Below are 24,710 nucleotides of genomic sequence, written 5' to 3'. Positions count from 1 at the left end.
TGGGTCAGGTACGCAAATCAGCGACAGTATCCACGTCGCGCAACTGGTCCAGCATCGCGACCCGAAGATCCGGTACCGAGGCAAGCGTGTCAGCCAAAGCGTGTTCCGTCGACCAGCGCACATCACGAAACAGACCTTCTGGCAACGCACCGTATCGCTGCGCACCGACCAGCCAATAACCGCCATCGGGTGCTGGTCCAAACACCATCTGAGCCTTCCCCAGCTCATCAAAGGCGCGTGCAATATGCCGACGCGTGATGCCGGGAATGTCAGCACCGATCAGGCAAACCGGTCCTTTCGGCACTGACCGCAACATCCGCCCCATCCGATGCCCCAGATCACCCCGCCCCTGTGCAGCACGGGTGAGATCGGCAGGCCAGACCCGGCTGTTCAGCCCCTCGCGATCGGGGGAAACAGCCAACACAATCTGCCAGCGCGGATCACGCAGGCGCCGGATCAATGAACGTGTCTGATGCCGGAACCACCAAGCCGCGCCAACCATGCCAATATCGCGCCCAAGACGCGTCTTGACCCGCCCCGGCCGGGGTTCTTTGACCATGATGACCAAGGAACGCTGCATGGATCAGGAAAAATAGTCGGTCAGTATTCGCGAATAGATCGCCTTGAGCTGGTCAATTTGCGCAACTTCAACACACTCATCAACCTGATGCATGGTGCGACCTACCAGACCAAACTCCACCACCGGGCAATGGTTCTTGACGAAACGAGCGTCCGAGGTCCCCCCTGTGGTCGACAGCTCTGGCTGAATACCAGTTTCGGTTTTGACTGCGTTCGCCACCAGATCCGACAGCGGCCCCGGAGGTGTCAGAAAACTCTCACCTGAGATTTTGATTTTTGTCTCGATCGCCACATCAAAAGCCTTGGCAACGGCATCGGCTTCGGTCTGCAGCCATTCGCTGAGGCTGGCACCGGAATGAAGATCATTGAACCGGATGTTCACCGCTCCTGTACACTGCGCCGGGATGACATTTGTCGCTGAATTACCCGTATCAATGTTCACAACCGCAAGCGTCGAGGCATCAAAATGATCGCTGCCTTGATCCAGCTCGTGACTGGCCAACCGGTCCATCAGGCGCGCCATGGCCGGCAGCGGGTTCTTTGCACGATGCGGATAGGCCGAATGCCCTTGCACACCCGTCACGGTAAACCACGCCGTCATCGAACCACGCCGCCCGATCTTGATCATCTCACCCATCTGGTTGGGGCAAGTTGGCTCTCCGACCAAACAGACCGACATACGTTCGTCAGCCTGGTTCATATAGTCCAGCAACGCGGTCGTCCCATCCACCGCATCCCCTTCTTCATCACCCGTGATCGCCAGAATGATCGCCCCGTCCGGAGGTGTTTCACGCACAAAATCAATCGCAGCAGCGGCAAATGCTGCGACACCCGACTTCATGTCGGTCGTGCCACGCCCATACATCACTCCATCATGGACCTCGGCTCCAAAAGGCGGCTTCGTCCACGCGGCTTCATCCCCTACCGGAACAACGTCAGTGTGGCCATTGAAACCAAAACTGCGGGCATGCCCTTTTTTGCCCCAGCGCGCGTACAGATTACTGACATCGCCACGGTCTGCCCGAGTGCATTCGAACCCGACTTCCGACAGGACACGCTCCAAAAGAACAAGTGCACCACCTTCCTCGGGTGTGACCGATGGGCAACGGATCAGATCCGCTGTCAACTGAACTGGATCGGTCATGGGATACCTCTCAATCTCATTTGCGCCGGGGTTCGCGCACAGATTCAACGAATTGGAAGGATTGCCAACCCCAACCGGTCAAATTCTTCGTGTGATCTTTGCCATGCCCTGAAACAACACCGCAAGAAATCGTCAGCCTTTACCCTGCGACTGTCTTGCCGCGCCTTCCTCATTTGCGTTAGAGGGCCGCGAAACAGGTAAATTGACAATGATGCGCGTAGTTTTCGCCCTGCTCTGCCTGACTTTCGCAGTACTTGCACAGCAAAGCCAGGCCCAGACCCTTACGGTCACGACTGTGACCCGTCCCCCGTTCTCGTATGTCGAGGACGAGGCGCAAACCGGATTCTCGATGGATCTGCTTGAGGCACTGTCTGAGTCGCTGGGCTGGGATTACACCATCAATCGCGTAGACGCCTTCGCCGATATGCTGGACGCCGTGCAGAACGGGTCAGCAGATCTTGCCATCGCGAATATCTCGATTACCGCCTCTCGCGAGGCTCGGATGGATTTCAGCCAGCCCATATTCGAGGCTGGACTGCAGATCATGGTCCCCTCAGATGCGGCGCGCAGGCCATCGTTGCTGCAGGCGCTATTGTCAGCCGAATTGTTCATCGCGATCGGTCTGGCCTTTGCCATCCTTCTGGGCGGTGGCATGTTGATGTGGAGCTTTGAGCGGCGCGCACAACCCTATTTTGACCGCAAGCTGAACGAAGCGTGGTTCCCGTCGTTTTGGTGGGCGCTCAATCTGGTCGTGAATGGCGGATTTGAAGAACGTATGCCCCGCACCCCGTTTGGACGGTTTTTGGGTGTTGTCCTTGTTGTGTCTTCGCTTTTCATTGTGTCGGTATTCACCGCCCGTATCACATCGGTCATGACCGTCGAGGCGATTGCCGGCAACGTGAATTCAGTCAACGACCTGTACGGCAAGCAGGTGGGCACAATATCCGGTTCGACTGCCGCCAGTTTCCTTGAAAGGCGCGAGGTTCAATACAGCGGTTATGCCGGACTGGAACAAATGCTGACGGCATTCAGGAACGAAGAACTCGACGCCGTTGTGTTCGACGCACCTATCCTGTCCTACTTTGCCTCACACGAAGGGCGCAAAATTGCGACTATGACCGGTGGTGTATTCCTGCGTGAGAATTACGGGATCGCCTTCCCAACCGGGTCCCCACTGGTCGAAGATGTCAATCAGGCGCTGCTGTTCCTGCGAGAAGACGGCACCTATGACGAAATCTACCGCAAGTGGTTTGGGGTGCGAAACTAAGCTGTTTCCTGATCCCCGAAAAACGGTGTCATCTGCGCCACAATAACCGCATTTTCATCAAGCGCACGCTGCATCAGAGCCCGTTCATCAGGTTCGATGTCATGTCCCTGTGCCTCGCGTTCGGCCAAAGTGCCATAACCTGTCACATCCAGTGGAGCTGTGTCGGCTTGCTTTAGGATGGCAACGGTTTCACGCACGGCTTCTGCCTCGTCCACGCCGCTGGCGTAGCACATAAGCGCCGCCCCGGTCGCGCCTTCGGGCAGGCCGTCGCCGTCTTTGCGACCAATCTGGACCAAAAGGGTATAGACTTGCTGGCGTGAGGGTTTCTTTTGCTTTTCCATAGACGCGGCCTTAGCGACATGCCCGAATGTGGTCAAGTTCAACCAAGTCAACCTTGGTAATGACTGATTGGAACCGTCAGGAGCGCGCGCAGCATTCTGATCCGGTGTTGAATGTGGAATTCTTGGCTGTGCAAGACGTTGCTTCCGTTCATCAAGGACGAGGGAAAACAACTGAAACCGCAGACTCAGGCACATCTTCGATCAATACGTGTGCCCCGTGCACCTGCGCAATCCGCGCCACCAGGGACAAACCTAATCCAGAACCCTGTATGTTCTGTTGTCCTACGCCCCGATAAAATGGTTCCAGGACTTGCTGCTGCTCATTCGGGGGGATGCCTGGACCTTGGTCAGAAACCTTGAGCTGTACCCCATTTTCGTTGGTACGGACGGATACTTCTATCGGCGGAGCACCGTACTTTTGTGCATTCTCCAGCAGGTTTCGAATCAAATGGCGCAGCATCCTGCGGTCTCCTGACACTTCTACGTGGCTTCCGGTAACCGTACCTCCCTCCACTCGACTGACCTCTTCGGAGGCAAGCGCCAGTAGATCCAGAGGCTCAAAACAGATCTCCGCTGCCCCAGCGTCAAAACGGGCCATGGCTATCAGGTCGTCGATCAAGGCATTCAACTCGCCAATGTCCTGCCGAAGGCCAGCGCGCCTTTCCGGCGTGTCTTTTGTGTCTAACAGTTCAAGCCCCATCCGAATACGCGCAAGCGGCGTGCGCAGTTCGTGAGAGGCGTTGGCAAGCAGCATGCGCTGGCGGTTCAGCAGATCTTCGATGGTCTCCGTCGAGGCGTTAAAACTGGCCGCCAGTTTGGCGATTTCGTCATCTCCCTCCACCGTGACGCGCCTGGACAGATCACCGGTGCCGATCGCTTCGACCTCATTCTGGAGGCGTTCCAGACGGCGAGTAATGCGCCGAACCAGCGGATACATAAGCGAAAATACAAGCAAGACCAGAAGTCCAAAAACCAAAGTGACCGCCAAGCTGTCACCGGCAAATCCAAGAAGGCTAAGATCCGCAATGACAATACGCCCGTCCGCCAGGCGGCTGATCCAATGGGTGCCGTCGATCAACTCCTCCCATTGGCCTTCCGTGACTGGTTGCAGCGAAAGCGGAACAGGTGGCCCGCTGGAGCCAATCAAACGGCCATCTGGTCCGTAGACTGTCAGGTTAATGGAAAGACCTTCGGCAATTCGCTGGATCGCCGCCTGCTGCGTAGCGTCTGGCACCCCAGCCGCGGGCAACAGCAGCACGGATACATCAGAAGTCAGCTTGTCCACCGCCGCGTTGAAACGCGCGTCGAACACACGACTCCAAAAAACTGAGACCAACACAGCAAAAAGGACCAGCCCGGTGATCATCACCAGCGCCACCTGTATGAAAAGACGGCTTTTCATTTCAATCCTGAGACTTCGCAAACAGATAACCTGCCCCACGAATGGTAATCAGCCTTTTGGGGTGCTTTGGATCGTCCTCTATGGCCGCGCGGATGCGTGAGACATGCACATCAATGGAACGGTCGAAGGCATCAAGATCCGTGCCCTGCAAATAATTCATGAGGTGATCCCGGCTCAGGACGCGTCCAGCGCGGGTCGCAAGAGCCGACAGTAACTGGAACTGATAGCTGGTCAGATCACATCGCTGCCCGTCGATCCGCGCCTCCATGGCATCGAGATCAATACCCAGCCGCCCGAATGTCATAACCTGTGTCGGTTGATTGCGGGACCCACGACGAATGATCGATTTTAGCCGGGCAAGCAATTCGCGTGGTTCAAATGGTTTTGCCAGATAGTCGTCGGCACCCAATTCAAGACCCAGGATACGGTCCATCGGATCACCACGCGCCGTCAGCATGATGACCGGCAAGGCTGCCGAAGCGGGAATGCTTCGGAACACGTCCAACCCATCGATATCCGGTAAGCTGAGGTCAAGGATCAGCGCATCAAACTGACCATCGCGAAGAGCTTCAAGCCCTTCGACCCCGTTTCCCATCACGGACACAGAGTAGCCGAATCCCTGCAAGTACTCGCCGACCATTTCGGCAAGCCGGGCGTCATCATCGATCAGCAGAATGCGTTCTGCCATCGTTGCGGGCTCCTTTCCTTTTTGTTTTGGCGCGAAATGGCACATCTGAAAAGGCTGCTGCTGTCGACCTTTACATAACTTTACGTTGCAGAAAGGCGGCAGAAAAACAGCAAGGCCATATGACGGTCGATGTAAATCGGAGAACCGAAATGGCCCAGCGAGCCAAACTGAAAACCTTTGCGCGGATATCACGTTCGGACGCGCAAATGACCTGCACACTGAATGACGCGCAGGTCTTCAAAACTCTTGAAACGTTGCATGAAAACGCCCGAAGTGACTGGTTGCCGATGCTGAAATATGCCCCGCAAACGATCTGGGGCCTGCTGCGCGGCCAAAGCATGATGAAGGCGCTCACGCCCGAAATGCTGAAAGACGCCTACATCCCCGTGTCGCCCGATCAGGGTCGCTATCTCTACAGTATGGCGGTGTCCACGAACGCTCGGCGTATAGTGGAATTTGGCAGCTCGTTCGGGATTGGCACGATCTATCTGGCTGCGGCCGCCAAGGATTCCGGCGGCCATGTCATCACGACAGAGATTGAGCCCAACAAATGCGCAGCCACGCAGGAAAATCTCGATCGGTCAGGTCTTGGCAAGTATACCACGATGCGTGAAGGCAATGCGCTGGAAACGTTGCAAGACGTCGATCCTGACGTGGATCTGGTATTCCTCGACGGCTGGAAAGACCTCTACAACGGTGTGCTGGACGTGCTGCTTCCCAAGCTCAAGCGCGGCGCGATTGTTATCGGCGACAATATCAACCTCTCGGAAGGCAAAGAGTATTTTGCCCGCGTTTCTGCGTCGAATTCAGGCTTCATCACCACGGCGCTGAACCGGAACACATCAATCTCTGTCTTTGTCGACCAACAAGGAGAGCCTTCATGAAACGTATCCTGATTTTCACAGGCATCATCTGTATGGCTGCGGCTGTACTCCTCGGTGGTGTTGTCGGAGGCTTTTTCCTCAATCCCCGCCTGATCACGAGCGTAGCCTTCGGAGTGAATACGGCTCCGGTCGAGCTGCCCCTGCGCGTCAGTTTCAAGGACCGTGCTCCGGATGCCAAGACCTCGGCCATTGTCTCGGCTGCGGACGCCTTTCTTGGCTCGCTCGACACGACCCAACGGGATGCTGCCACATACTCGTTCTCCGACAATGAACAACGCTCGAAATGGTCGAACTTCCCCGAAGGTATGATTCCACGAGGCGGGCTGCGCATTGGTACACTGTCCGAGCAGCAATATGTTCTTATGGATACTCTGATCGCAGAATTCATGAGCGAAGACGGTGTTCGCAATATTGACTATCAGCTCGCCGCAGAGCGTACGTTTCCAACGGACGACCCCTTCGGCGAATATGGTGTCGATAAATTCTACGTCGCGTTTCTTGGCGAGCCCTCTGAAACGCAACCATGGATGTTCCAGTTCGGCGGCCATCATCTGGGAATCAACATTACGGTTTATGGGGCTGACGTGACCTTCTCGCCCATGCTGACCGGAGGCCAACCACTATACATCGATTATGAAGGCAAGAGGGTGTTCATCATTCAAGATGAAGTGGACGCGGCTCAGGCCGCGCTGGAGAGCCTGACCGACCTGCAAAAAGCCGATGCCGTGCGTGGAGACGCGGCTATCAATTTGCTGCTCGGCCCCGGCGAATATGGCACCATTGTTGCACCAGAAGGTGTGAAAGGCAGTGACCTTTCCCCAGAGCAAAAGAACCTTCTCATCTCACTGATCCAAACGCGTCTCGGCTTCATCAATGACAACGACAACGCGGCCAAGATGCAGACCGTCATGGCCGAATTGGACGACACATATTTCGGTTGGTGGGGGCCACAGGACGCGCCCGGGTTCGCCTACTATCGGATCACCGCGCCTTCGACTGTGATCGAATATGCTCCGCAAGACACGCTGGCTGAATCACCAGAGCAGGAGCACGCGCACAGCATGTACCGGAACCCGTCGAACGATTATGGCACAGCTTGGATCGGAGCCGAATGATGCGTTTTCTTGTGACACTGCTCCTCCTGGCGAGCCCGCTTTCGGCACATCCACACAGCAAAGTCGAACAGCAAGCCATGCTCTCCATCGGCCTCGACCAAGCTGTCCTCAACATACGTATCGTGCCCTCGTATGATGAAGGCTCTGTAATTTTCGCCCATATTGATCTGGACGGCGACGGAAAAGTCTCGGCCACCGAAGCCACGCAGTTCGGAGAAGAGGTGCTTGCCGCAACAGAGCTTATCATCGACGAAACCACAGCCACATTCGACAACCGGTTGGTTACGGTCCCCGATTTTCAGTTCGTTGCTGCAGGCGAAGGAGTTATTGAGGTAAAGGCTAATACCCGGTTTCGGAAACTCGACAACGCCAAGCACGTGATCGGCCTCTCGGTCAGTTATGAGGGTCTGTCACACAATTGGTTCATCCAGCCTTTCTTCTTTGTCAATTTGTCCGAAGCTTTCCCCAAGCAAAGCATAGAAAGGTCAGAGAACGGATCGACGCTGACGATCAGATTGTCGGATAAATGATGTCAACCGGAAGAGAGGCAAGACACCGGTCTCGCAGCAGAAATATCCTATAGGCACAGATGCCGCCAAGGCGGCACAACACCGCGCGTCTTCTGACGGTCAAGCGAGCTTTCCGCTTTGGCGCGGAGTTTACTGAGGATGCTTTCAGCCCACTGGCGGCGTGATGCGTCGGTATAATTATCGAAACGCAATATCTGACGGATCGCATCATCATCCATCCCCATCAGGACCATATTGTAAACTGAAGTGCGCACTGAGGGGCTGTGTTTAACCGTGCCAAGATGCCTTTCGCGTTGTGCCATATCGTTCAGATAGGGCACCCCCTGAGGCCCCATCAGGCACAACCCGTGGAACACAGTTTGAAATCCGTCTTCGGGATCTCCGTCCGCGATACGCGCGTCAAGAAAATCAAACAGGATCGCGGCCTGGTCCGGCCCTATGATACCGCGCGACGCCATCAGGCCACCGGCCATTTCGCGTCCCAAAGGGGTGGCGACCAATTGGTCGAGACGATCGGTGCGCGCAGCGATGTCTTCGGCGGGCTGATCTTCAGCCAGGCGTAGAATCTCAGCATATCGTTGTTTGGATTTTCCAGGCATCGGCCCTTCGCCTGCCGCGATCAACCGGTCCAGAATTGCATCGACCACGGGCATGAGCACTTCGGGTGGTGCATCGTCCAATACATGATACGCCGTCCTCTGCGGGTCCCCCGGCGCTGACATCAGTGCCACAAACAAGGGCACATCCGATGTGTTGACGCCACCTCCGGTCAGCTTGCGCAGATAGCTGTTGGCAATCTTGATTCCTTTGGCGATTTCTATCGTGTCGCCTGATCCCAGGGCAGTCAGGGCGGCATCATAACGCGCAGTGGCCAATCGCTTGCGCATCTCAGCTTCTCGCTTTCGCAGAGCATCCCGCTGATCCCGGCTCAGATCAGCGTAGGCCTCGAAACTTGGTAAAACAATGTCACCGGGCAAAACAGATTGATAGAGGGCCACGCGCGACAGGTCGGGAACGGGGCTGGCCAATGAAACCATTTCTTTGGGTGGAGCCAGCGAAAGGCCCAAATCAAGCCCATTGCCATCCTCCGAAAAGAACACCATCGGCACGGACAGTTTATTACGAAATCCCGTTGTTGTCCGGTATGATAACCGCAGATTGTCTCCGTTGCGCAGGAACAGCTCGGTACGTTTGTCATCCCGGACCTGGCCCGGAGCATCACCCGGCAGATCATAGCCCTGGATCACCACGTCAATCTGTTCTGCCATAGGCACTTCTGCAAAGCAGTAACCGTCCAGTTCAGCCTCGGCAATCGCGATGCGCAAGGCCGATGAGGCCTGATTTAGCGGCCACGGGCACAAACCGATCCCTGCCGGAACGAGCCCCCAGGTGGCAGAACCGGCAGGAGGTGTAGCGGGGTCGCCCTCTTTGATCCGCTCAAAACGGCCAAGCACCACCTGAATATCCGGTGATGACATCAGCAACTCGGCACAGGTTTGACCGCATCGGTCGGCGTTGGAATACAGCCCAACAACCAATCCCTGAGCCTTTGCCCCGGACAAAGGCACATCCTCGGCGACCGCAAGTGGAAGGGCTTTGTCGACTTGTTGGTTGTGATAGATCGGAACTACATACATCACCCCAGCGACCAGCGCCGCGCTTAGCCCAAAGAGAACCAACCCGTGCGCCCGCCGGAACCCCGGCAAATGACGCAACACTGTTCGGATGAGCAGGTAAATCCCCAGAATCCCGGTGGGAATCGGCACATACATCAGGGCCACTGCCAAAGGTATGCCAACCATGCTGAGCATGAGCACGATCAAAAGACCCTGCCCCGCTTCGGACAATACAATTGCAGACAGAACAACGCCGACGCCGAACAACGCCCACAACCATTTCATACAGACCACTCCGACAGCTTTTTGGGTAAATCTGGATGGCAATCTGGGCCACAGTGCGGCGAAGTTTCTATAAATCTCGTTTCGCAGCCATTATTGATCAGCGCGGTCGGCTGACCACTGGTATGGCTCGAGTCTACGAACCGACCAGGTTCAAGCCTGCGATCCGTTTTCGCCTTTGTCCTTCTGGTTGTCAGAGTTTACCGAGCGGAACAGCGCGGCCAACAACGGACCTGCCAGTCCTCCCATCAGCGCGCCCAGAGGATCGCGGATGATCTGGCGAACGCCGTCGGCGATATCCGTTAATTCATCAAAGGCCTCTTCCAGATCGGCTTCTATGTCGGCAATCGCTATATCTCGTACCTCTATCAGAGGCTCCAGTTCCGACTCGGCGGTCATACGCATCGCGACCAGGACCAGAATTCCCGCTATGACGAAATCGCCAGCGGCAAGGATAAGCCCCGCATTTGCATTCCCGACATGCTCGGCAATTACAAAGAATACGGCGACGTTAAGCATGATGATCCCGATCCCCGCAAGCAGCCCCGCAGCCGCAAGCATACCCGTCTGCATCCTGAGTACCGCAAAGCGTCTTCGGCTGATTGTCTTTTCGGCCCGAAACGCAATGTTGGCGTTGCGACCAATTCGGCGCGTGCTACGGCTGATTTCTTTGCGCAAAGAATAGCTCATGATGACCCTTTCACTTCGATGTACGTCCAAGGAGGAAACCGGCGGCGAATGCACCGACAATCGTCAGACGCGGGTAACGTTGTTGAAACCTCTCCAGTTCTTCCGAAATCTCAGGCCAGAGTGTTTCGAGATCGCCCAGCTGCGACATTGGTTCATCCCCGTTTGGAGGGTCATCATCGGGTGGCTCACCGGTCTCTGCGCCGGGCGAAGTCTTGGTTTTTCGGGTCTCAGCCAGTTTCGCCCTTAGGTCTTCAAGCTCTTCTAGAAGCTCAGCTTTTGTCGCCATATTTTGTCCGTCCGAAATTAGAAAAAGGTGAATATCTGTCCTTTCGTAACACATTTCCAAGAAACGGTCCTGATACGATTGATAGCCTCTCAGCCCCGAGGTCTTTTGGTCCGAATGTGTGGAAAACTTCGATGCGCTAAGCAGATCATCAACCAAGGAATGGTCTCATTGGCGCAAATTGGCGTTTGCAGATTTACCAAATTCCACACGACGTTAATCATCTCAGGAGATCTCGCCAAGGGGCGGCGTGAACAGTTTTATATCGGTCGTCCTCTACTGCGTTATCCGTCAAGTCCGGTAGAAAACGCCAACTGGACTAACAAGTGGAAAGGGCCGAACAGCTTGCAACGAATATACGACGCCGATCAGCTTCCTTTTGCGTTGAAAAGCACTGAGTTGGACTTTCTGACACTCTTGGAAGATGGATACAGACCACCAATTGCATTCAAGAGTTGGGCGCATCTTGAAAACTGGTGCTCGACGCAGCCGGAGCTCGTGTCAGTCAAAGTTGGCCGAAGATTTGAGAACAGCACCAGATATCTAACCGGAAAAGTCCGAATCCCATCTAACAATGGCAGCTTGTTCTACTCTCAGCTTTGGGTTCGTGCATCTTATTCACTTTACCGGAAAGCTATGTTGGAAGTCATCAAGGAGTCAGAGGATTTTGATCACCCGCTACCCACGCACAATGTGGATCATATGGTTTCCAAATCCTGGCTGGAAAAATATTGGGGAAAAGATGCTGTGGTCAACGTGGTCTTTTCGGAGAAACGTATAAACCAAAGGGTTGGCTCACTTATTGAAACCAGACTACCGAGCCCTTCCTTCGGCACAACATCTGTGTCACTGAATGCCATAAGTCTCGCGAAACTGTTTTATGACAACGATCAAGATTCCAGCGACATCAACGAAATCCTGCAGGAAGCATTCTCCAGATTTCTGATCTCTCCGGAAATAGATCAAATGTTGAATGACATTGGTCGCGAGTTGCTGCCCGGGTTTTGCAGGCAGCAAAAATGACCGCGACGACATCTGACGATTTGCTGTAGTTCTAAAATTGAGAAGGCCGCTGCGGTTATCGCAGCGGCCTATCTTAGATTACTTGGCTTGTACTTTGATCAGTCCCGCAGCAATTCGTTGATACCGGTCTTGGAACGGGTCTTTTCATCAACGCGCTTCACGATAACCGCGCAATACAGGCTGACGTTGTTCTTGGACGGCATCGAGCCCGCAACAACCACCGAATAGGGCGGTACTTCACCATACATGACCTCACCGGTTTCACGATCGACGATCTTGGTGGACTTGCCGATGAAGACGCCCATGCCCAGAACCGAGCCCTCGCGGACGATGCAGCCTTCGACCACCTCTGACCGGGCACCGATAAAGCAATTGTCTTCGATGATGGTCGGACCAGCCTGCATCGGTTCAAGAACACCGCCGATACCGACGCCGCCGGACAGGTGTACATTTTTGCCGATCTGGGCGCACGAACCAACGGTGGCCCACGTGTCGACCATGGTGCCTTCGTCGACATAGGCACCGAGGTTTACGAAAGACGGCATCAGAACGACGCCGGAGGCTACGTAGGCCGATTTGCGGACCACACAGTTCGGAACCGCGCGGAAGCCTGCGGCGCGCCACTGGTTTTCACCCCATCCGGCGAACTTGCTGTCCACCTTGTCCCACCAGCCGCCGTCTTGCGGACCACCGGTCTGGATTTCCATGTCCTTGATGCGGAAGCCCAGCAGAACCGCCTTCTTGGCCCACTGGTTTACATGCCAGTCTCCGCTTTCCAGCTTTTCCGCCACGCGCAGCGAGCCGCTGTCCAGTGCGTTCAGCGTATCTTCGATGGCTTCGCGCTGCTCACCGGTGGTTGCGGGCGTGATGGTATCCCGTGCCTCCCAGGCGGCTTCGATTGCTGTTTCCAGTTGCGCGTTGGACATGGGGCTACTCCCTGCAGAATCTGTTCACGTTGGTTTGGCCTATATGAGAGCCGGAACCAAGGCGCAATGCGACGCAGATTGACCGCTTTGCGGCTGATCCTAAGAGCAAAAGGGGAAAATCAGCTTGCGCGACGGATATGGCGAACCAAAATCGCGGTTGCGGTGGCCGCATCGCGACGCTTCATCGCCTGCACGATGGCTGCATGATCCGCATCTGCACGCTGTGCCCATCGTTGGCGCCAGTGTGCAAACAGGTGCCGGGCGCTGGCGATATGCAGATCATCAATCGTGTGCAAAAGACGCGGCCTGGCACAGGGGGTCAAAATGGCCCGGTGAAAAATCCGGTTCCTGGTTTCCCAAGTCGGCATATCCTGCGCTTCATCACACCCGACGCGGGCGTCGTCCGCCAGCTTAAGCGCTGACGGTGTCAAATTCTGAATCGAATGCTGCAGTGCCAGGGTTTCAAGCGCGACCCGCATCTCGATGACTTCGCGAACCTCTGCAGGATCCAAGGCCGTGACCCGCATCCCGCGCCGCGGTTCGCTGCGGGCCAGTCCTCGCGCCTCAAGCCGCAACAAGGCCTCGCGCACCGGGACATGGCTGGTCTCGAAAGCGCGTGCAATATGGTCTTGCCGCAGCTTTTCTCCTGCTGGCAGGTCGCCGGTCACTATGCGTTGGCTCAGAGTATCAAAGATGGAATCGGCGATGGTCGCAGTCATGGGATTATAGATAAAATCCCACGACGCGACCCTCAAGGCGATAATTCAGGCACTTAACGGATCTGGGGCAATGTTGCCGCCACAGATCAATACGGCGACCCGTTCGCCCGGTTCTGGCTGGTAAGCGCCGGATGTCAGCGCAGCCAGAGCGGTCGCTCCGGCAGGTTCGACAAGTATGCGATGCGCCTGCCACAACTTGTCCTGCGCATCAGCAATGGCCTCATCCGATACAAGTACAGACGTCATCCCCTGCGCCAGTTCAAAGCAAATCTGACCAATCCGCCGAGCGCCCAAAGCGTTCGCCGCGATCCCCGAAACCGAGACATCAATGGGCTCGCCGGCTTGCAATGCCGAATTCAGGGCACAGGAGGTTTCCGGTTCAACGGCGACAATCTTGCGCGCGCCCTGAAACCAAGCCAAAGCCCCCGCAATCAACCCGCCGCCACCGACAGCGACCAGCACTGTGTCCGCCTGAAGGCCTTGTGCCTCCCACTCGGCAAAACAGGTGCCCTGCCCCGCCACAGTGGCAGGTGCATCATAGGCATGAATCTGCATCGCCCCGCTTGCCTCTTCATGCGCGCGCGCCATGGTCAGCGCGTTGGCATATTCGCCGGAAACAACGCTTAGGTCTGCACCGATCCGTTCGATCAACCCGATCTTTGAAGGCCCCGCCAGCTCAGGCACAAAAATCTTTGCAGGATGGCCGAGCGCCCGCGCGGCATAAGCAGCGGCAGCTCCATGGTTGCCGCCGGATGCGGCCACAACACCTGCTGCCGGCACATCAAGGCTCAACAATGTGTTGAACGCTCCGCGCGCCTTAAAGCTGCCGGTGTGCTGCATGTGCTCCAGCTTCATTTCAATCGGGTAATCCAGACCCAATGACTGACTTTGCATAACCGGCGTGATTTGCGCATGGCCATTGATGCGATCTGCCGCCGCCAAAATTTCCGCTTTCCAATCCATTCTCGTCTTTCCGTGACTGGCACTCTGCCCGCGAACCCTATAGCTGTTTTAAAAACACGCAAGCAGGGATCCCCAGCAATGAGAGAAGACCGCCTCAGCCCCTTCCGCGACGCTCAGACCGACCGCTCGACCGCAAGCGAAGTACCGGACACGCCGCAAACCCGCTCGTCTGCCTATCGCCTTGCCTTTGCTGACGATGATTTTCTGTGCCGGGACGAGCTGCGCCCGGTACGCTTGCAGCTGGAATTGCTGAAACCCGAAATGATCATGAGCGAGCGCGAGATCACCTCGACTATCGTCATGTTTGGTGGTGCCCGCATTCCCGAACCTTCTCAAAAGCACACCGCACGCACTGAAACGCTGGCAGGCCTTTCCACGTATTATGACGAAGCGCGCGAATTCGCCCGGCTGATGACCGAAAAATCCAATGAAAGCGGATGCCGTGAGAACGTGATTGTCACCGGCGGTGGACCCGGCGTTATGGAGGCAGGCAACCGTGGTGCACAGGATGCCGGTGGCTGTTCGATCGGGTTGAATATCGTTCTGCCGCATGAACAGGCGCCGAACGAATATGTCACCCCGGAACTAAGCTTCAACTTCCACTATTTCGCGATCCGCAAGATGCATTTCCTGATGCGCGCGCGCGCCATCACCATCTTCCCCGGTGGTTTCGGCACTATGGATGAGCTTTTTGAATCCCTGACCCTGATCCAGACCGGTCGCATGGAGCGCGTACCGTTCCTGCTGTTCGGGCGCGAATTCTGGGAAAAGGTAATCAACTGGGAAGCACTGGCTGACGCTGGCACGATCTCGGACGAAGATCTCGACCTGTTCCGTTTTGTCGATACCGCACAAGAGGCGGTAGACATTATCGAAAACTGGGAACCAGCCCCGCCACGCGAAGTCATTCCGGGACGTTAAACCATGAAGACACCTAAAACCGGCGAGATGCTCCACCTGCGCGGCAATGCACTGGACAAAGGTGAACCTGTGGCCCTGCCGCTGACGCAAAGCAGCATGTTTCACCTACCCGGAGCGCCAGATGGACATGCGACTTACGGGCGGGTTGATAACCCTACATGGGTGCATCTGGAACACGTACTGTCCCATCTGGAAGACGCACCCTGCCTGACTTTCCCGTCCGGAATGGGTGCGATTTCGGCGGCGTTGTTTGCCACCGTCACAGCCGGTTCGCGCATTCTGATCCCCTCAGACGGTTATTATGTAACCCGCTTGCTGGCGGATCGGTTTTTGTCACGGTTAGGTGTTTCGGTCGAGGAACGCGCAACAACCGAATTCAGCACCGGCGGTTTCGAAGGGTTTGATGTGGTCTTTGTCGAAAGCCCCTCAAACCCAGGTCTGGATATGATTGATCTTGCAACAGTTGCGGCTGAGGTTCGTGCTGCCGGCGGGATCACCATCGCCGATAACACGACCATGACCCCGCTGGGCCAGCGCCCGCTGGATCTGGGTATCGATGTCGTGGTCGCCTCGGACACCAAAGCCATGGGCGGGCATTCCGATCTGTTAATGGGGCACGTGGCCTGTCGAAACACCCAGATCATGGAACGGGTCGAGGAATGGCGACGCGTTTCCGGTGCGATCCCGGGCCCGCACGAGGCTTGGTTGTTGCACCGCGGATTGGAAACGCTGGATGTGCGGTTCGATCGCATGTGTTCTTCGGCTCAGGTGCTGGCTGAACGGCTTGCCGCACATGACGAAGTAAAACAAATCCGCTACCCGGGACTGCAGGATGATCCCTCACACGCGCTTGCGAAATCGCAAACCTCACGCTTTGGATTTCTGCTGAGCCTGACACTCGAAAGCGAAGCAAAGGCCGAGCAGTTCATCAATACCTGCCCGCTGCTTCGCCCCGCCACATCCTTTGGAGGTGTCCACAGTTCAGCAGAACGTCGCGCGCGCTGGGGCGATGAAGTTGACCCCGCCTTTGTCCGTTTGTCGGTAGGCTGCGAACCGGTTGAGGAACTGTGGCAGGCCATGAAGACCAGCCTCGATACTTTGGCTTAGTTACTTTTTCGGCTCACGCAGTTCTTTGAAAACGTAGATCGGCAGCACCACGCTGGCGATCAACGCCCCCAGCCAGACTAGCAATGTGGCGGCCAGCAAGTTCGAGATGCCACCAACCGTCAGACCGGCGGTAATCCAATCCGTCACAAGCAGACCCACGAACGTCACGATCAGGGCAATACCACCTTTGATCGCTGGTGCTTTCTTCTCTCCCAGTTTCAGGATCAGCGGCTCTGCAATGACCTGAACAACGGTAAAGACAAGCACTACCACGATGAACGACAGGGGCCGGATCGAAAAACCGGACAGCAACAGCATCGCCAGCAACAGGCCAACAGCATTCCCGGCCAACAGGGCCAGAGCGGACTTAATTCTGCGCGACATCCTTGGATCTCCGTCAGTTATCATCTCGAAACATGCAGATGTTAGCAGGATTGCGAAATTTTACGAGGTAATTCAATCGCCTCTTCATTTTGACCTGTTGAAATCGCATGATAGAACACATTCATCTAGATCAGACCTGCCCCCGACCCGCGAGAGTGAGATGAGCGACGATCCATATTCGGTGCTTGGTGTATCCAAAAACGCCAGCGACGCCGAAATCAAGAAAGCCTATCGGCGCATTGCAAAAGAGTGCCATCCCGACCTCAAACCCGGTGACGCCGAGGCCGAGGCAAAATTCAAAGCGGCAGCGGCCGCCTATGATTTGCTCAAGGATCCTGAAACCCGCGCCCGCTACGACAATGGCGAGATCGACGCCTCAGGTCAGGAGCGCCCGCAGCAACACTACTATCGTGAATACTCCGAGGCGGCGGGCAACCCCTATCGCTCGGGCGCGACTTATGGCGATCCGGACGACATGTCCGACATATTTGCCGAGTTTATGCGTAACCGAGGCCAAGGCGGTTTCGGCCAGCAGCGCACGCACGAATTTCATGCCCCGGGCCACAATCTCAATTATTCCCTTCAGATCAGTTTTCTGGACGCGGTTTTCGGCGCCAGCCAAAAGCTGACATTGCCAGATGGTGATCGGATCGAGGTGAAAATCCCTGCCGGGATCACCGATGGCCAGACCATTCGCCTGCGCGGCAAGGGCGCACCGGGATATGGTGAAGGGCCACCCGGTGATGCGTTGGTCACAATCTCGGTCGCCGATCATCCGGTTTTTGAACGCAAAGGCGACGACATTCACATTTCCCTGCCTATCACGATTGATGAGGCTGTTCTGGGTGGCAAAGTTCCTGCGCCCACAATTGACGGTGGCGTGAATGTCAGTGTTCCTGCCGGTACCAGCAGCGGCAAGACTCTTCGCCTGCGCGGCAAGGGTGTCAAAAAACGGGGATCGTCTGATCGTGGGGATCAACTGATTGAGCTTACAATCACGATACCGGACCAAATCGACGATGAATTGAAGCAATTCATGGAGACATGGCGCGAAACCCACAGCTATGATCCGCGCAAAGGAATGCCGTCATGACCCGCTACCTGACAGAAGACGAGCTTATCACGACGATTACCCGCCTGACCTCGGATCGGTTGTCTGAATATCTTGCCGCCGAGATCGTGATACCACAGCAGTCCGAACAGGGTTTGGTCTATCAAACCTTGGATGTTGCCCGGCTGGAACTGGCCTGCGAGTTGCACGAGCAATACGACATGGAGGCGGATGCCCTGTCGATGATGATCTCTCTGATTGATCAAATGCACTGCCTGCGGGCAGAACTGCGAGAGGTGTTGAACGCGGTCGAGGCCCAGCCTGAACCAGTTCGTGAAACGCTGATCAAGGTGATCGGAACAGCGCGGTTCAGTCGCAGCTAAGCTGTCGATGCATGGCGGGTTTGCTCTTCTGGACTCGATGAAACTGCCTTAGAAGGCCCCATCGATCCAGAGCCCGGTGCGCCTATGACCCAATCCAGATCCGAATTGCTGATGCCTGCGGGCAATCTGCGGAAATTGAAACTCGCCATTCTTTACGGGGCGGACGCGGTTTATCTCGGCACGCCTGATATGTCGCTGCGCACGAAATCCGAGTTCTCGCTGGAAGAGGTGATCGAAGGGGTCGAGTTCTGCCATCAGCGCGGTCGTCGCGCCTATCTGACGCTGAACCTATTTTCGCACAACAAGGACATCCCGAAGCTGGATGAGTACATTGACACCGTGCGCAAGGTGAAACCCGACGGGCTGATCATCGCCGACCCCGGCGTGTTCCAATATGTGCGTGAGCGCGCGCCAGAACTGCCACTGCATATCTCGACCCAAGCCAACATCTGTTCCTGGCTGTCGGTGAAGTTCTGGCAGGATCAGGGGGCCGAGCTTGTGGTTCTGGCACGCGAAGTGTCCTACCCCGAACTGGTCGAAATTCGAGAGAAATGCCCTGACATCAAATTAGAGGCATTCGTCCACGGTGCCATGTGCATGACCTATTCGGGCCGTTGCCTGCTGTCGAATTTCATGGCCGAGCGCGGCGCGAACCAAGGCAATTGTGCCAATTCCTGCCGCTGGAACTATGGCCTGAAGTTACGCCTCAAGGACGGCACGCATCAGGAACTCCGCATCACCGAAGAAAACGCCGACCTGTTCGAGTTCCTGCTGGAAGAAGGCTGCCGCCCGGGCGATCTGATGCCCATCGAAGAGGATGATCGTGGCTCGTACATCCTTAACTCACGCGATCTGTGCATCATGCCCAAACTGGATGAGTATCTGAAGATCGGCGTCGACAGCCTAAAGGTCGAAGGGCGCGGAAAATCGGAATACTACGCCGCCATCGTTGCACGTGCCTATCGTATGGCCATTGATGACTATAATGCGGACCCCGATCACTGGGATCCAAAACCCTATATGCGCGAGCTCGAAACCGTCGGGAACCGCGGCTATACGCTGGCTTTCCATGAGGGCCGTCTGACCAACTATGCGCACGATTACGAACACACGGCATCCATCGCGCAGTGGGAATATGCCGGGATCGTCACTGAGGTCACCGAGGATGCATTTCTGGTCGAGGTGAAGAACAAGCTGGAACCGGGTGACGTTCTGGATTTCGTCTCGCCGATCTCGCGCGAAACGGTTCTGCTGCGGGTCTACGATTTCGAACGCGTATCCGACGGCGCACGTCTGGATGTTGTGCATGGCAGCACGAAAACCGTAATCCGCATGCCTTTCACCCTTTTCGATCATGAAAATATCGATGACTTGCGCGCCCGTTTCCCGACCTATTCCGTTCTGCGCAAGGAACGTGCCCTGACCGATGAACATTGGAGCCGAATACGGTTCGATAAACTGGTGCAGGGGCTGGAGACATCAGGTCGCGACAATCCCAAAGCCTATGCCCGCCGCCGCGACGAACTGGTTGAAAAGATCTGTGAGGACGGTAACGAGCGCCGGTTCAAGACCAACCGGATCGGCACCGAGGGTTGCTGCGGCAAAGGCTGTAATGGCTGCCTGATCTTCTGGCAGGACGAAAAATACGCCTTGGCCCGCGAAGTGTTGTCCAAGCGTAAACAAGGTGAGCAACTCAGCCGCAGCGAAGCGACGGCGTTGAAGCTCCCGGACAATGTGAACTAAGGCGGTCAGTTACCGACGCGATACTCTTCGGGCACAAAAAACGTGTAGTCGCGGTCGGCAACGGTCGCATGGCATTCGTGACAATAGGCAACAGCGGCGGAGCGGTCTCCCATCGTGTCACCAAACAGTGACCCGTCCGGCATCACCATGATATAGCGCCAGTCGGCGGTTGCAGGGCTGGCCCCTTTGGGCAGCTTCTCCATCACGAACAGCGCGCCTGGGTGGACGTTGCCCTCATCGGTCACGGTCATGCTGTCTTTTGCAAGAACCGATCCCATCGGCAGTTCTTCACCTTCCTGCAGCGTACCGTAATTATGGGCCATGCGATTGGCATAGCTGTTCACATATCGCTGCCCATGAGTGGCCGAGATATATGGCGCATCATTGAACAACGGCCAATTCTGGTAATTGAGAAGTATGTCCAGCTGTGCAGCGGCATAGCCGCGCTCCATCCGCTTGGTCAGCGACCGATAATACGCCTCTGCGTCCTCTTTGCTCAAATCTGCGGGGTTTTCGATGGCAAGATGTGCATCCTCATCATTCGCCATTGCGGCACCGGTCATTAAGACCGCGAAACAAAGCAACATCGCCGCGTTTCTTAGAACTTTCTTACTGATTACAATCATTTTTGGCCTACCTGTATGAACAGTTCGCCTTAATGCCGCCTGCCAGCTCTTGTACAAATGATAGCGGCCCTAAAATAACTTGCCATGACCACCCCAGTCACCTCACCACCTTGTGCGCAAAGGTGAAAGCGATCCATCCTTGGTCAGAACGGGTTAAATATACCAGAATTTGAATGCAAAATCAGGCTCTGAAATATTAAAATTAGCTTCGCTATTGCTGGCTGAACGAGTGCCTTAGCTATTCAGCCCGGCCTCGGCTTCAATCTGCTTGCGCGACTTTCGGGCGCGTTCAGTGGCCGATTTCAACTGACCGCAGGCTGCCATGATATCTTCGCCACGCGTCTTGCGAATGGGTGAGGCATATCCTGCCTGATAGATGATGTTCGCAAAAGCCCGAATACGGTTGTTCGAGCTACGTTTATACGGCGCACCAGGCCATTCGTTGAATGGGATCAGGTTGATCTTGGCCGGGATGTTATGGCGCTTGATGTGATCGATAAGGCGATGTGCATCCTCGTCACTATCATTCACACCATCCAGCATGACGTATTCAAAGGTAATCCGTTCCGAATTCGATGCGTTCGGATAGCTGGACAGCGCCGCCAACAGTTCCTCGATGTTCCAGCGCTTGTTGATCGGCACCAGCACATCGCGCGTTTCATCCGTGGTCGCGTGGAAAGAGATCGCAAGCAGACACCCGATTTCTTCGGCAGTCCGTGCGATTTCTGGCACCACGCCCGAAGTCGACAGTGTGATACGACGGCGTGACAGGGAAATCCCTTCGGGATCCATGGCAATCTTCATCGCATCGCGGACGTTGTCGAAGTTATAGAGCGGCTCGCCCATGCCCATCAGGACAATGTTCGACAACAGGCGCGTTTCGTCTTTGGGCGCGCCAGGGGTCGGCCATTCCTCAAGATCGTCGCGAGCCATCATCACCTGACCAACGATTTCAGCAGCCGTCAGATTGCGCACCAGCTTCTGGGTACCTGTGTGACAGAAGGAACAGGTCAGTGTGCAGCCTACCTGAGACGAAATACACAAAGTCCCGCGGTCTTCTTCGGGGATGTAAACCACCTCGACCTCATGGCCGCCTGCAATCCGGCAAAGATATTTGCGAGTGCCGTCTTCGGACACCTGACGCGTCACAACCTCGGGAATTTCGATGACGAAATGCTCGGCCAACTGCGCACGATAGGCTTTGGCCAGATTGGTCATGTCGGCGAAGTCGCGCACGCCCCACTGATAGATCCATTGCCAGATCTGACCCGTACGCATCTTGGCCTGCTTTTCCGGTGTGCCATGTTCGATAAGGGTCTCGCGCAATTGATCACGCGTCAGCCCGACGAGGTTGATCTTTCCCTCCGGCAATTTGCGGGGGATTGTCATGACATCTTGAGTGATCGGCGCGTTGGCAGACATGGCGAGACCTGAAGGATTCTGGCTTGGGATGCGCCTCTATATAGGAATGTACGCCAAGATCAAAAGAAATCGTGCAAATCAATTTGCAAAGCGCAGCAACTCGTCCACACGCGTCCGGCCCAGGTCGACACGACACGAGGTTATGGCGATCCCGGTACCAGAGCCACCTCCGTACGATGCGCCCACCGCATCACATTGCGCATCCCGAAAGGCCACCCACGCACTTTGCGATGCCTCCAGCGCGGGCACAGCCTCGACCCGCCCAGTCACATCATCCAACTCTTTTGCGGCTTCGACAGCGAAAGAGTAGCTGGTTTCGATCGCTACATTCACTCGTTCTTCCATCTTAGCCACGCAAGACCCGATCTCGACCTGAGAACTGGCATCGGAACACTCCAATGCCGGATCTGCCATCACGGTGAATGGAATGAAGAGAAACGCCAGTAACCAACGCATGAACCCACCTCCGGAACGCAAAGGAACAAACACCGCTAACTTAACACGGTAACAAAGGCAGGCCCAAATGGTTTGGTCGCGGTGGCTTAACCCAACCGCGACCAGGTTATTAGTTAACTGCAGGGGGAATGTAACAGTCCGCGGCATCCAGCTTTTTAACCGGGTCTTCCGGTCCACATTGTTCGCCAGACACCGGATAAGTGTCACTGGTGTTTTCGCACGCGCTCAGAACTGCGGCTGAGATCATCAGTAATGCGACAAGAGATTTGTGTATCATGAGGTTGGCTCCTAGTTGCACCTGAACTGATTAGTTCAAATGCAGCAGAGGAAAGCCTTGATACGGATCAAGTCGATGGCTGGACGTTGCGTTAACAGGATTGCTTTTCTTTTTGTCGCAGAAAACAAAAAACCCCGCCGGCAGGCGGGGTCACATCAAGAACTGATAGCTGATTAATTTGTGCAGCGCTTTTCGGCATCTTCGATCGCTGCGGTAAAGCCCAGCAGCGAGAATGTGTCTTTCGTCTGCGTCCCACGTTCGGATCGCGCGGTCAGAACCGCCTCGCTGCCCCGCTTCATAGCGGTCACGATCTTGGCGTCGTCGGCTGCCGTTGCAGGCCACGCCCATTCGCCTTCGGTGAACAGCTCGAACTCATTGCCGTCAACCGCAAGGTTTACCGTCGAGCCAGAAGCAAACGGGTAACCTCCAGTAAAGGTGATCTGACCTTTGACCTCAGCATTCGGGCGATAAAAGACGAACAGCAGGATATCGCTGCGACGCACCGAAACAACTCGGCCACCGCGCGTGTTCACGGTTTCCTTCGGCGCAGATACACTCCAGCATTCGGTGGGATCATCTTCGACAAAGACGCTCCAGTCGGTCTTTGCCGCAACCCGGTTGGTGCTTGTCGCCTGTTGAGCGATTGCAGAAGTGGCCATCCCTGCCACGCACAGGCCCGCGATCACGCGGACGAGCTTTGATCCCATTTGTCCAGCCTCCTAGCTCGACCCATACCTCATAGTCATCAAGGATGCCCGCGAACCCTGCCTGGTTCGTCTATGAACATTGCGCATCCCGATGATTGCCGACATACACACACTAACGCAGGTTTCGCCACAGGCGAAAGGGCGATTGGCAGAATTTTGCGCATAAAATCGGAGGTCCAGATGACGCAGCCCATACCAATGACAGAACTGTGGCGTGGACCGCTGCTCGAGAGCCTGCATCTTGGGCATGCAGTGATCTGTGATGACACTGGCCAGATCGTCCAAAGTTGGGGTGATCCTGAGGCCGTCATTTACCCCCGCTCTTCCGCAAAGATGATACAGGCCTTGCCTCTGATCACCTCAGGTGCCGCAGCCAAGTTCGGTTTGACTTCCGAACATCTGGCGCTTGCCTGTGCCTCTCATAGCGGCGCGCACATTCATACTGATCGGGTTACTGCTTGGCTGGATCACCTCGGTCTGTCCGAGCCTGATCTACGCTGCGGCCCACAAGAACCGCAGGATATGGCCGCTCGCGACGGTTTGATTCTGGCGGATGACACACCTTGCCAAATCCACAACAATTGCTCGGGCAAGCACTGCGGGTTTCTGACGGTCGCACAGCACATGGGTGCAGGACCGGAATATCTGGAAATCGATCATCCGGTTCAGCAGGCCTGCCTGTCCGCTATTGAAGAAACTACTGGTGAAACCAGCCCTTGCTACGGAATTGATGGCTGCTCTGCCCCAAACTTTGCGACATCGCTTGTTGGGCTGGCACGTTCCATGGCCTGGTTCGCCTCAGCCGCTGATCGCTCGGATCGGGCCAGTGACGCGGCCCAACAACTGACCGCAGCCATGATGAAGCATCCAGAACTGGTCGCGGGTGAAACCCGCGCATGCACCGAACTGATGCGGGCCATGGACGGTCGGGTTGCAATTAAGACCGGAGCCGAGGCCGTCTTTGTTGCCATCATCCCCGAAAAACGAATGGGCATAGCACTCAAGGTCACCGACGGGACCACGCGCGCCAGCGAATGCGCCATTGCCGCCCTATTGGTAAGCCTCGGCGTGCTGGAGGCCGATCACCCGGCCACCCGCAAGTTCCTGAATGCTACGCAATACAGCCGTCGGGGACTGGAATGCGGTGTGATCCGACCGGCGCCGGGCTTTCCCGGTTAAGG

28 protein-coding genes are annotated in these 24,710 nt (G+C 55.9%); 11 read left to right on the top strand and 17 right to left on the bottom strand.

Annotated features, from left to right (window positions below; translation table 11 throughout):
- Window positions 1-4 precede the first annotated feature (4 nt).
- Both ACR0IO_RS19515 and dapE read right to left on the bottom strand, forming a co-directional pair.
- Entirely contained in the window at window positions 5-580 is a 576-nt protein-coding gene (locus ACR0IO_RS19515) for a TIGR04282 family arsenosugar biosynthesis glycosyltransferase (protein ID WP_480743879.1), read from the bottom strand.
- A gap of 3 nt (window positions 581-583) precedes the next feature.
- Window positions 584-1,723 carry a succinyl-diaminopimelate desuccinylase gene (dapE, locus tag ACR0IO_RS19510; RefSeq protein ID WP_480743877.1) on the bottom strand — a complete coding sequence of 380 codons (1,140 nt, stop codon included), beginning with the start codon at window positions 1,721-1,723 and terminating at the stop codon, window positions 584-586.
- A 208-nt stretch (window positions 1,724-1,931) separates the two neighbouring features.
- Between dapE and ACR0IO_RS19505 the strand changes: the two genes are divergently transcribed.
- Window positions 1,932-2,990, top strand: coding sequence for a transporter substrate-binding domain-containing protein (locus tag ACR0IO_RS19505; RefSeq protein ID WP_480743874.1), 1,059 nt, complete (start codon window positions 1,932-1,934; stop codon window positions 2,988-2,990).
- Here the strand turns inward: ACR0IO_RS19505 and ACR0IO_RS19500 are convergent.
- From ACR0IO_RS19500 to ACR0IO_RS19490, 3 genes are all read right to left on the bottom strand, one after another.
- Complete coding sequence (locus ACR0IO_RS19500; RefSeq protein WP_170336908.1) at window positions 2,987-3,331, bottom strand: hypothetical protein; 345 nt, start codon at window positions 3,329-3,331, stop codon at window positions 2,987-2,989. The genes ACR0IO_RS19505 and ACR0IO_RS19500 overlap by 4 nt on opposite strands.
- A 151-nt stretch (window positions 3,332-3,482) precedes the next feature.
- A complete protein-coding gene (locus ACR0IO_RS19495; protein ID WP_480743871.1) occupies window positions 3,483-4,772 on the bottom strand; it encodes a sensor histidine kinase in 1,290 nt (429 codons plus the stop codon).
- Entirely contained in the window at window positions 4,735-5,421 is a 687-nt protein-coding gene (locus tag ACR0IO_RS19490; RefSeq protein ID WP_480743867.1) for a response regulator transcription factor, read from the bottom strand. Before ACR0IO_RS19490 ends, ACR0IO_RS19495 begins: the two co-directional genes overlap by 38 nt.
- Before the next feature lie 149 nt (window positions 5,422-5,570).
- Between ACR0IO_RS19490 and ACR0IO_RS19485 the strand changes: the two genes are divergently transcribed.
- Genes ACR0IO_RS19485 through ACR0IO_RS19475 form a run of 3 tightly spaced genes read left to right on the top strand, consistent with a single transcriptional unit; the run spans window position 5,571 to window position 7,950 of the window.
- Window positions 5,571-6,305: an O-methyltransferase gene (locus ACR0IO_RS19485; protein WP_480743865.1), complete on the top strand. Its 735-nt coding sequence runs from the start codon at window positions 5,571-5,573 to the stop codon at window positions 6,303-6,305.
- Window positions 6,302-7,420, top strand: coding sequence for a DUF3500 domain-containing protein (locus ACR0IO_RS19480; protein WP_480743863.1), 1,119 nt, complete (start codon window positions 6,302-6,304; stop codon window positions 7,418-7,420). The genes ACR0IO_RS19485 and ACR0IO_RS19480 overlap by 4 nt, the downstream gene beginning before the upstream one ends.
- Complete coding sequence (locus tag ACR0IO_RS19475) at window positions 7,420-7,950, top strand: hypothetical protein (RefSeq protein ID WP_480743861.1); 531 nt, start codon at window positions 7,420-7,422, stop codon at window positions 7,948-7,950. The genes ACR0IO_RS19480 and ACR0IO_RS19475 overlap by 1 nt, the downstream gene beginning before the upstream one ends.
- 47 nt (window positions 7,951-7,997) lie before the next feature.
- On the opposite strand, the gene ACR0IO_RS19470 is transcribed toward ACR0IO_RS19475, so the two are convergent.
- The 3 genes from ACR0IO_RS19470 to ACR0IO_RS19460 all read right to left on the bottom strand — a co-directional run bounded on the left by ACR0IO_RS19470 (window position 7,998) and on the right by ACR0IO_RS19460 (window position 10,824).
- Window positions 7,998-9,851: a hypothetical protein gene (locus ACR0IO_RS19470; protein WP_480743859.1), complete on the bottom strand. Its 1,854-nt coding sequence runs from the start codon at window positions 9,849-9,851 to the stop codon at window positions 7,998-8,000.
- Between the two features lie 150 nt (window positions 9,852-10,001).
- Complete coding sequence (locus tag ACR0IO_RS19465) at window positions 10,002-10,538, bottom strand: phage holin family protein (protein WP_480743857.1); 537 nt, start codon at window positions 10,536-10,538, stop codon at window positions 10,002-10,004.
- Window positions 10,539-10,548: 10 nt separating this feature from the next.
- Complete coding sequence (locus tag ACR0IO_RS19460; protein WP_170336924.1) at window positions 10,549-10,824, bottom strand: hypothetical protein; 276 nt, start codon at window positions 10,822-10,824, stop codon at window positions 10,549-10,551.
- A gap of 114 nt (window positions 10,825-10,938) precedes the next feature.
- Between ACR0IO_RS19460 and ACR0IO_RS19455 the strand changes: the two genes are divergently transcribed.
- Window positions 10,939-11,844 (top strand): hypothetical protein, encoded by a 906-nt coding sequence (locus ACR0IO_RS19455; protein WP_480743853.1) that lies wholly within the window; start codon window positions 10,939-10,941, stop codon window positions 11,842-11,844.
- Window positions 11,845-11,942: 98 nt separating this feature from the next.
- Here ACR0IO_RS19455 and dapD read toward each other — a convergent pair whose 3' ends face one another.
- From dapD to ACR0IO_RS19440, 3 genes are all read right to left on the bottom strand, one after another.
- Entirely contained in the window at window positions 11,943-12,770 is an 828-nt protein-coding gene (gene dapD, locus ACR0IO_RS19450) for a 2,3,4,5-tetrahydropyridine-2,6-dicarboxylate N-succinyltransferase (RefSeq protein ID WP_480743850.1), read from the bottom strand.
- 119 nt (window positions 12,771-12,889) lie between these two features.
- Window positions 12,890-13,489, bottom strand: a complete 600-nt coding sequence (locus tag ACR0IO_RS19445) for a GntR family transcriptional regulator (protein ID WP_480743848.1) — start codon at window positions 13,487-13,489, stop codon at window positions 12,890-12,892.
- Window positions 13,490-13,534: 45 nt separating this feature from the next.
- On the bottom strand, window positions 13,535-14,452 hold the full coding sequence (locus tag ACR0IO_RS19440; protein WP_170336930.1) for a threonine/serine dehydratase: 918 nt from the start codon (window positions 14,450-14,452) through the stop codon (window positions 13,535-13,537).
- A gap of 78 nt (window positions 14,453-14,530) precedes the next feature.
- Here ACR0IO_RS19440 and ACR0IO_RS19435 point away from each other — a divergent pair, with 78 nt between their 5' ends.
- A complete protein-coding gene (locus tag ACR0IO_RS19435) occupies window positions 14,531-15,373 on the top strand; it encodes an LOG family protein (protein WP_480743845.1) in 843 nt (280 codons plus the stop codon).
- Window positions 15,374-15,376: 3 nt separating this feature from the next.
- Window positions 15,377-16,480 carry a cystathionine gamma-lyase gene (locus tag ACR0IO_RS19430; protein ID WP_480743843.1) on the top strand — a complete coding sequence of 368 codons (1,104 nt, stop codon included), beginning with the start codon at window positions 15,377-15,379 and terminating at the stop codon, window positions 16,478-16,480.
- Here the strand turns inward: ACR0IO_RS19430 and ACR0IO_RS19425 are convergent, their stop codons facing one another.
- Window positions 16,481-16,864, bottom strand: coding sequence for a hypothetical protein (locus tag ACR0IO_RS19425; RefSeq protein ID WP_155145948.1), 384 nt, complete (start codon window positions 16,862-16,864; stop codon window positions 16,481-16,483).
- 160 nt (window positions 16,865-17,024) lie between these two features.
- Here ACR0IO_RS19425 and ACR0IO_RS19420 point away from each other — a divergent pair, with 160 nt between their 5' ends.
- From ACR0IO_RS19420 to ACR0IO_RS19410, 3 genes are all read left to right on the top strand, one after another.
- Window positions 17,025-17,957: a DnaJ C-terminal domain-containing protein gene (locus ACR0IO_RS19420; RefSeq protein ID WP_480743841.1), complete on the top strand. Its 933-nt coding sequence runs from the start codon at window positions 17,025-17,027 to the stop codon at window positions 17,955-17,957.
- The gene (locus ACR0IO_RS19415; RefSeq protein WP_155145952.1) at window positions 17,954-18,298 is read left to right on the top strand and encodes a hypothetical protein; all 345 of its coding nucleotides are present in this window, start codon (window positions 17,954-17,956) and stop codon (window positions 18,296-18,298) included. The genes ACR0IO_RS19420 and ACR0IO_RS19415 overlap by 4 nt, the downstream gene beginning before the upstream one ends.
- An 84-nt stretch (window positions 18,299-18,382) precedes the next feature.
- The gene (locus ACR0IO_RS19410; protein WP_480743838.1) at window positions 18,383-20,041 is read left to right on the top strand and encodes a U32 family peptidase; all 1,659 of its coding nucleotides are present in this window, start codon (window positions 18,383-18,385) and stop codon (window positions 20,039-20,041) included.
- 5 nt (window positions 20,042-20,046) lie between these two features.
- Here ACR0IO_RS19410 and ACR0IO_RS19405 read toward each other — a convergent pair whose 3' ends face one another.
- From ACR0IO_RS19405 to ACR0IO_RS19385, 5 genes are all read right to left on the bottom strand, one after another.
- Window positions 20,047-20,667: a cytochrome P460 family protein gene (locus tag ACR0IO_RS19405; protein WP_480743836.1), complete on the bottom strand. Its 621-nt coding sequence runs from the start codon at window positions 20,665-20,667 to the stop codon at window positions 20,047-20,049.
- Between the two features lie 234 nt (window positions 20,668-20,901).
- Entirely contained in the window at window positions 20,902-22,089 is a 1,188-nt protein-coding gene (gene rlmN, locus ACR0IO_RS19400; RefSeq protein WP_155145964.1) for a dual-specificity RNA methyltransferase RlmN, read from the bottom strand.
- A gap of 78 nt (window positions 22,090-22,167) precedes the next feature.
- Window positions 22,168-22,545, bottom strand: coding sequence for a lysozyme inhibitor LprI family protein (locus tag ACR0IO_RS19395; RefSeq protein WP_170336939.1), 378 nt, complete (start codon window positions 22,543-22,545; stop codon window positions 22,168-22,170).
- A 109-nt stretch (window positions 22,546-22,654) separates the two neighbouring features.
- The gene (locus ACR0IO_RS19390) at window positions 22,655-22,822 is read right to left on the bottom strand and encodes a hypothetical protein (protein ID WP_480743833.1); all 168 of its coding nucleotides are present in this window, start codon (window positions 22,820-22,822) and stop codon (window positions 22,655-22,657) included.
- 173 nt (window positions 22,823-22,995) lie between these two features.
- Window positions 22,996-23,529 carry an invasion associated locus B family protein gene (locus ACR0IO_RS19385; RefSeq protein WP_155145968.1) on the bottom strand — a complete coding sequence of 178 codons (534 nt, stop codon included), beginning with the start codon at window positions 23,527-23,529 and terminating at the stop codon, window positions 22,996-22,998.
- A gap of 180 nt (window positions 23,530-23,709) precedes the next feature.
- Between ACR0IO_RS19385 and ACR0IO_RS19380 the strand changes: the two genes are divergently transcribed.
- Window positions 23,710-24,708 (top strand): asparaginase, encoded by a 999-nt coding sequence (locus tag ACR0IO_RS19380; RefSeq protein ID WP_480743830.1) that lies wholly within the window; start codon window positions 23,710-23,712, stop codon window positions 24,706-24,708.
- The last annotated feature ends 2 nt before the right edge of the window (window positions 24,709-24,710 follow it).

Source organism: Ruegeria sp. CE12 (assembly GCF_056537525.1).
This window is presented reverse-complemented; position numbering and strand designations above follow the sequence as displayed.

What these genes read in the sequence shown, in the direction of transcription:
- ACR0IO_RS19440 (WP_170336930.1), bottom strand. Translation starts at nt 14,452, where the DNA reads ATGGATTGGAAAGCGGAAATTTTGGCGGCGGCAGATCGCATCAATGGC.
- ACR0IO_RS19445 (WP_480743848.1), bottom strand. Translation starts at nt 13,489, where the DNA reads ATGACTGCGACCATCGCCGATTCCATCTTTGATACTCTGAGCCAACGC.
- rlmN (WP_155145964.1), bottom strand. Translation starts at nt 22,089, where the DNA reads ATGTCTGCCAACGCGCCGATCACTCAAGATGTCATGACAATCCCCCGC.
- dapE (WP_480743877.1), bottom strand. Translation starts at nt 1,723, where the DNA reads ATGACCGATCCAGTTCAGTTGACAGCGGATCTGATCCGTTGCCCATCG.
- ACR0IO_RS19425 (WP_155145948.1), bottom strand. Translation starts at nt 16,864, where the DNA reads ATGTCGCGCAGAATTAAGTCCGCTCTGGCCCTGTTGGCCGGGAATGCT.
- ACR0IO_RS19405 (WP_480743836.1), bottom strand. Translation starts at nt 20,667, where the DNA reads ATGATTGTAATCAGTAAGAAAGTTCTAAGAAACGCGGCGATGTTGCTT.
- ACR0IO_RS19480 (WP_480743863.1), top strand. Translation starts at nt 6,302, where the DNA reads ATGAAACGTATCCTGATTTTCACAGGCATCATCTGTATGGCTGCGGCT.
- ACR0IO_RS19380 (WP_480743830.1), top strand. Translation starts at nt 23,710, where the DNA reads ATGACGCAGCCCATACCAATGACAGAACTGTGGCGTGGACCGCTGCTC.
- ACR0IO_RS19470 (WP_480743859.1), bottom strand. Translation starts at nt 9,851, where the DNA reads ATGAAATGGTTGTGGGCGTTGTTCGGCGTCGGCGTTGTTCTGTCTGCA.
- ACR0IO_RS19490 (WP_480743867.1), bottom strand. Translation starts at nt 5,421, where the DNA reads ATGGCAGAACGCATTCTGCTGATCGATGATGACGCCCGGCTTGCCGAA.
- ACR0IO_RS19485 (WP_480743865.1), top strand. Translation starts at nt 5,571, where the DNA reads ATGGCCCAGCGAGCCAAACTGAAAACCTTTGCGCGGATATCACGTTCG.
- dapD (WP_480743850.1), bottom strand. Translation starts at nt 12,770, where the DNA reads ATGTCCAACGCGCAACTGGAAACAGCAATCGAAGCCGCCTGGGAGGCA.
- ACR0IO_RS19475 (WP_480743861.1), top strand. Translation starts at nt 7,420, where the DNA reads ATGCGTTTTCTTGTGACACTGCTCCTCCTGGCGAGCCCGCTTTCGGCA.
- ACR0IO_RS19505 (WP_480743874.1), top strand. Translation starts at nt 1,932, where the DNA reads ATGATGCGCGTAGTTTTCGCCCTGCTCTGCCTGACTTTCGCAGTACTT.
- ACR0IO_RS19465 (WP_480743857.1), bottom strand. Translation starts at nt 10,538, where the DNA reads ATGAGCTATTCTTTGCGCAAAGAAATCAGCCGTAGCACGCGCCGAATT.
- ACR0IO_RS19420 (WP_480743841.1), top strand. Translation starts at nt 17,025, where the DNA reads ATGAGCGACGATCCATATTCGGTGCTTGGTGTATCCAAAAACGCCAGC.
- ACR0IO_RS19455 (WP_480743853.1), top strand. Translation starts at nt 10,939, where the DNA reads ATGTGTGGAAAACTTCGATGCGCTAAGCAGATCATCAACCAAGGAATG.
- ACR0IO_RS19395 (WP_170336939.1), bottom strand. Translation starts at nt 22,545, where the DNA reads ATGCGTTGGTTACTGGCGTTTCTCTTCATTCCATTCACCGTGATGGCA.
- ACR0IO_RS19460 (WP_170336924.1), bottom strand. Translation starts at nt 10,824, where the DNA reads ATGGCGACAAAAGCTGAGCTTCTAGAAGAGCTTGAAGACCTAAGGGCG.
- ACR0IO_RS19500 (WP_170336908.1), bottom strand. Translation starts at nt 3,331, where the DNA reads ATGGAAAAGCAAAAGAAACCCTCACGCCAGCAAGTCTATACCCTTTTG.
- ACR0IO_RS19385 (WP_155145968.1), bottom strand. Translation starts at nt 23,529, where the DNA reads ATGGGATCAAAGCTCGTCCGCGTGATCGCGGGCCTGTGCGTGGCAGGG.
- ACR0IO_RS19415 (WP_155145952.1), top strand. Translation starts at nt 17,954, where the DNA reads ATGACCCGCTACCTGACAGAAGACGAGCTTATCACGACGATTACCCGC.
- ACR0IO_RS19435 (WP_480743845.1), top strand. Translation starts at nt 14,531, where the DNA reads ATGAGAGAAGACCGCCTCAGCCCCTTCCGCGACGCTCAGACCGACCGC.
- ACR0IO_RS19430 (WP_480743843.1), top strand. Translation starts at nt 15,377, where the DNA reads ATGAAGACACCTAAAACCGGCGAGATGCTCCACCTGCGCGGCAATGCA.
- ACR0IO_RS19515 (WP_480743879.1), bottom strand. Translation starts at nt 580, where the DNA reads ATGCAGCGTTCCTTGGTCATCATGGTCAAAGAACCCCGGCCGGGGCGG.
- ACR0IO_RS19390 (WP_480743833.1), bottom strand. Translation starts at nt 22,822, where the DNA reads ATGATACACAAATCTCTTGTCGCATTACTGATGATCTCAGCCGCAGTT.
- ACR0IO_RS19410 (WP_480743838.1), top strand. Translation starts at nt 18,383, where the DNA reads ATGACCCAATCCAGATCCGAATTGCTGATGCCTGCGGGCAATCTGCGG.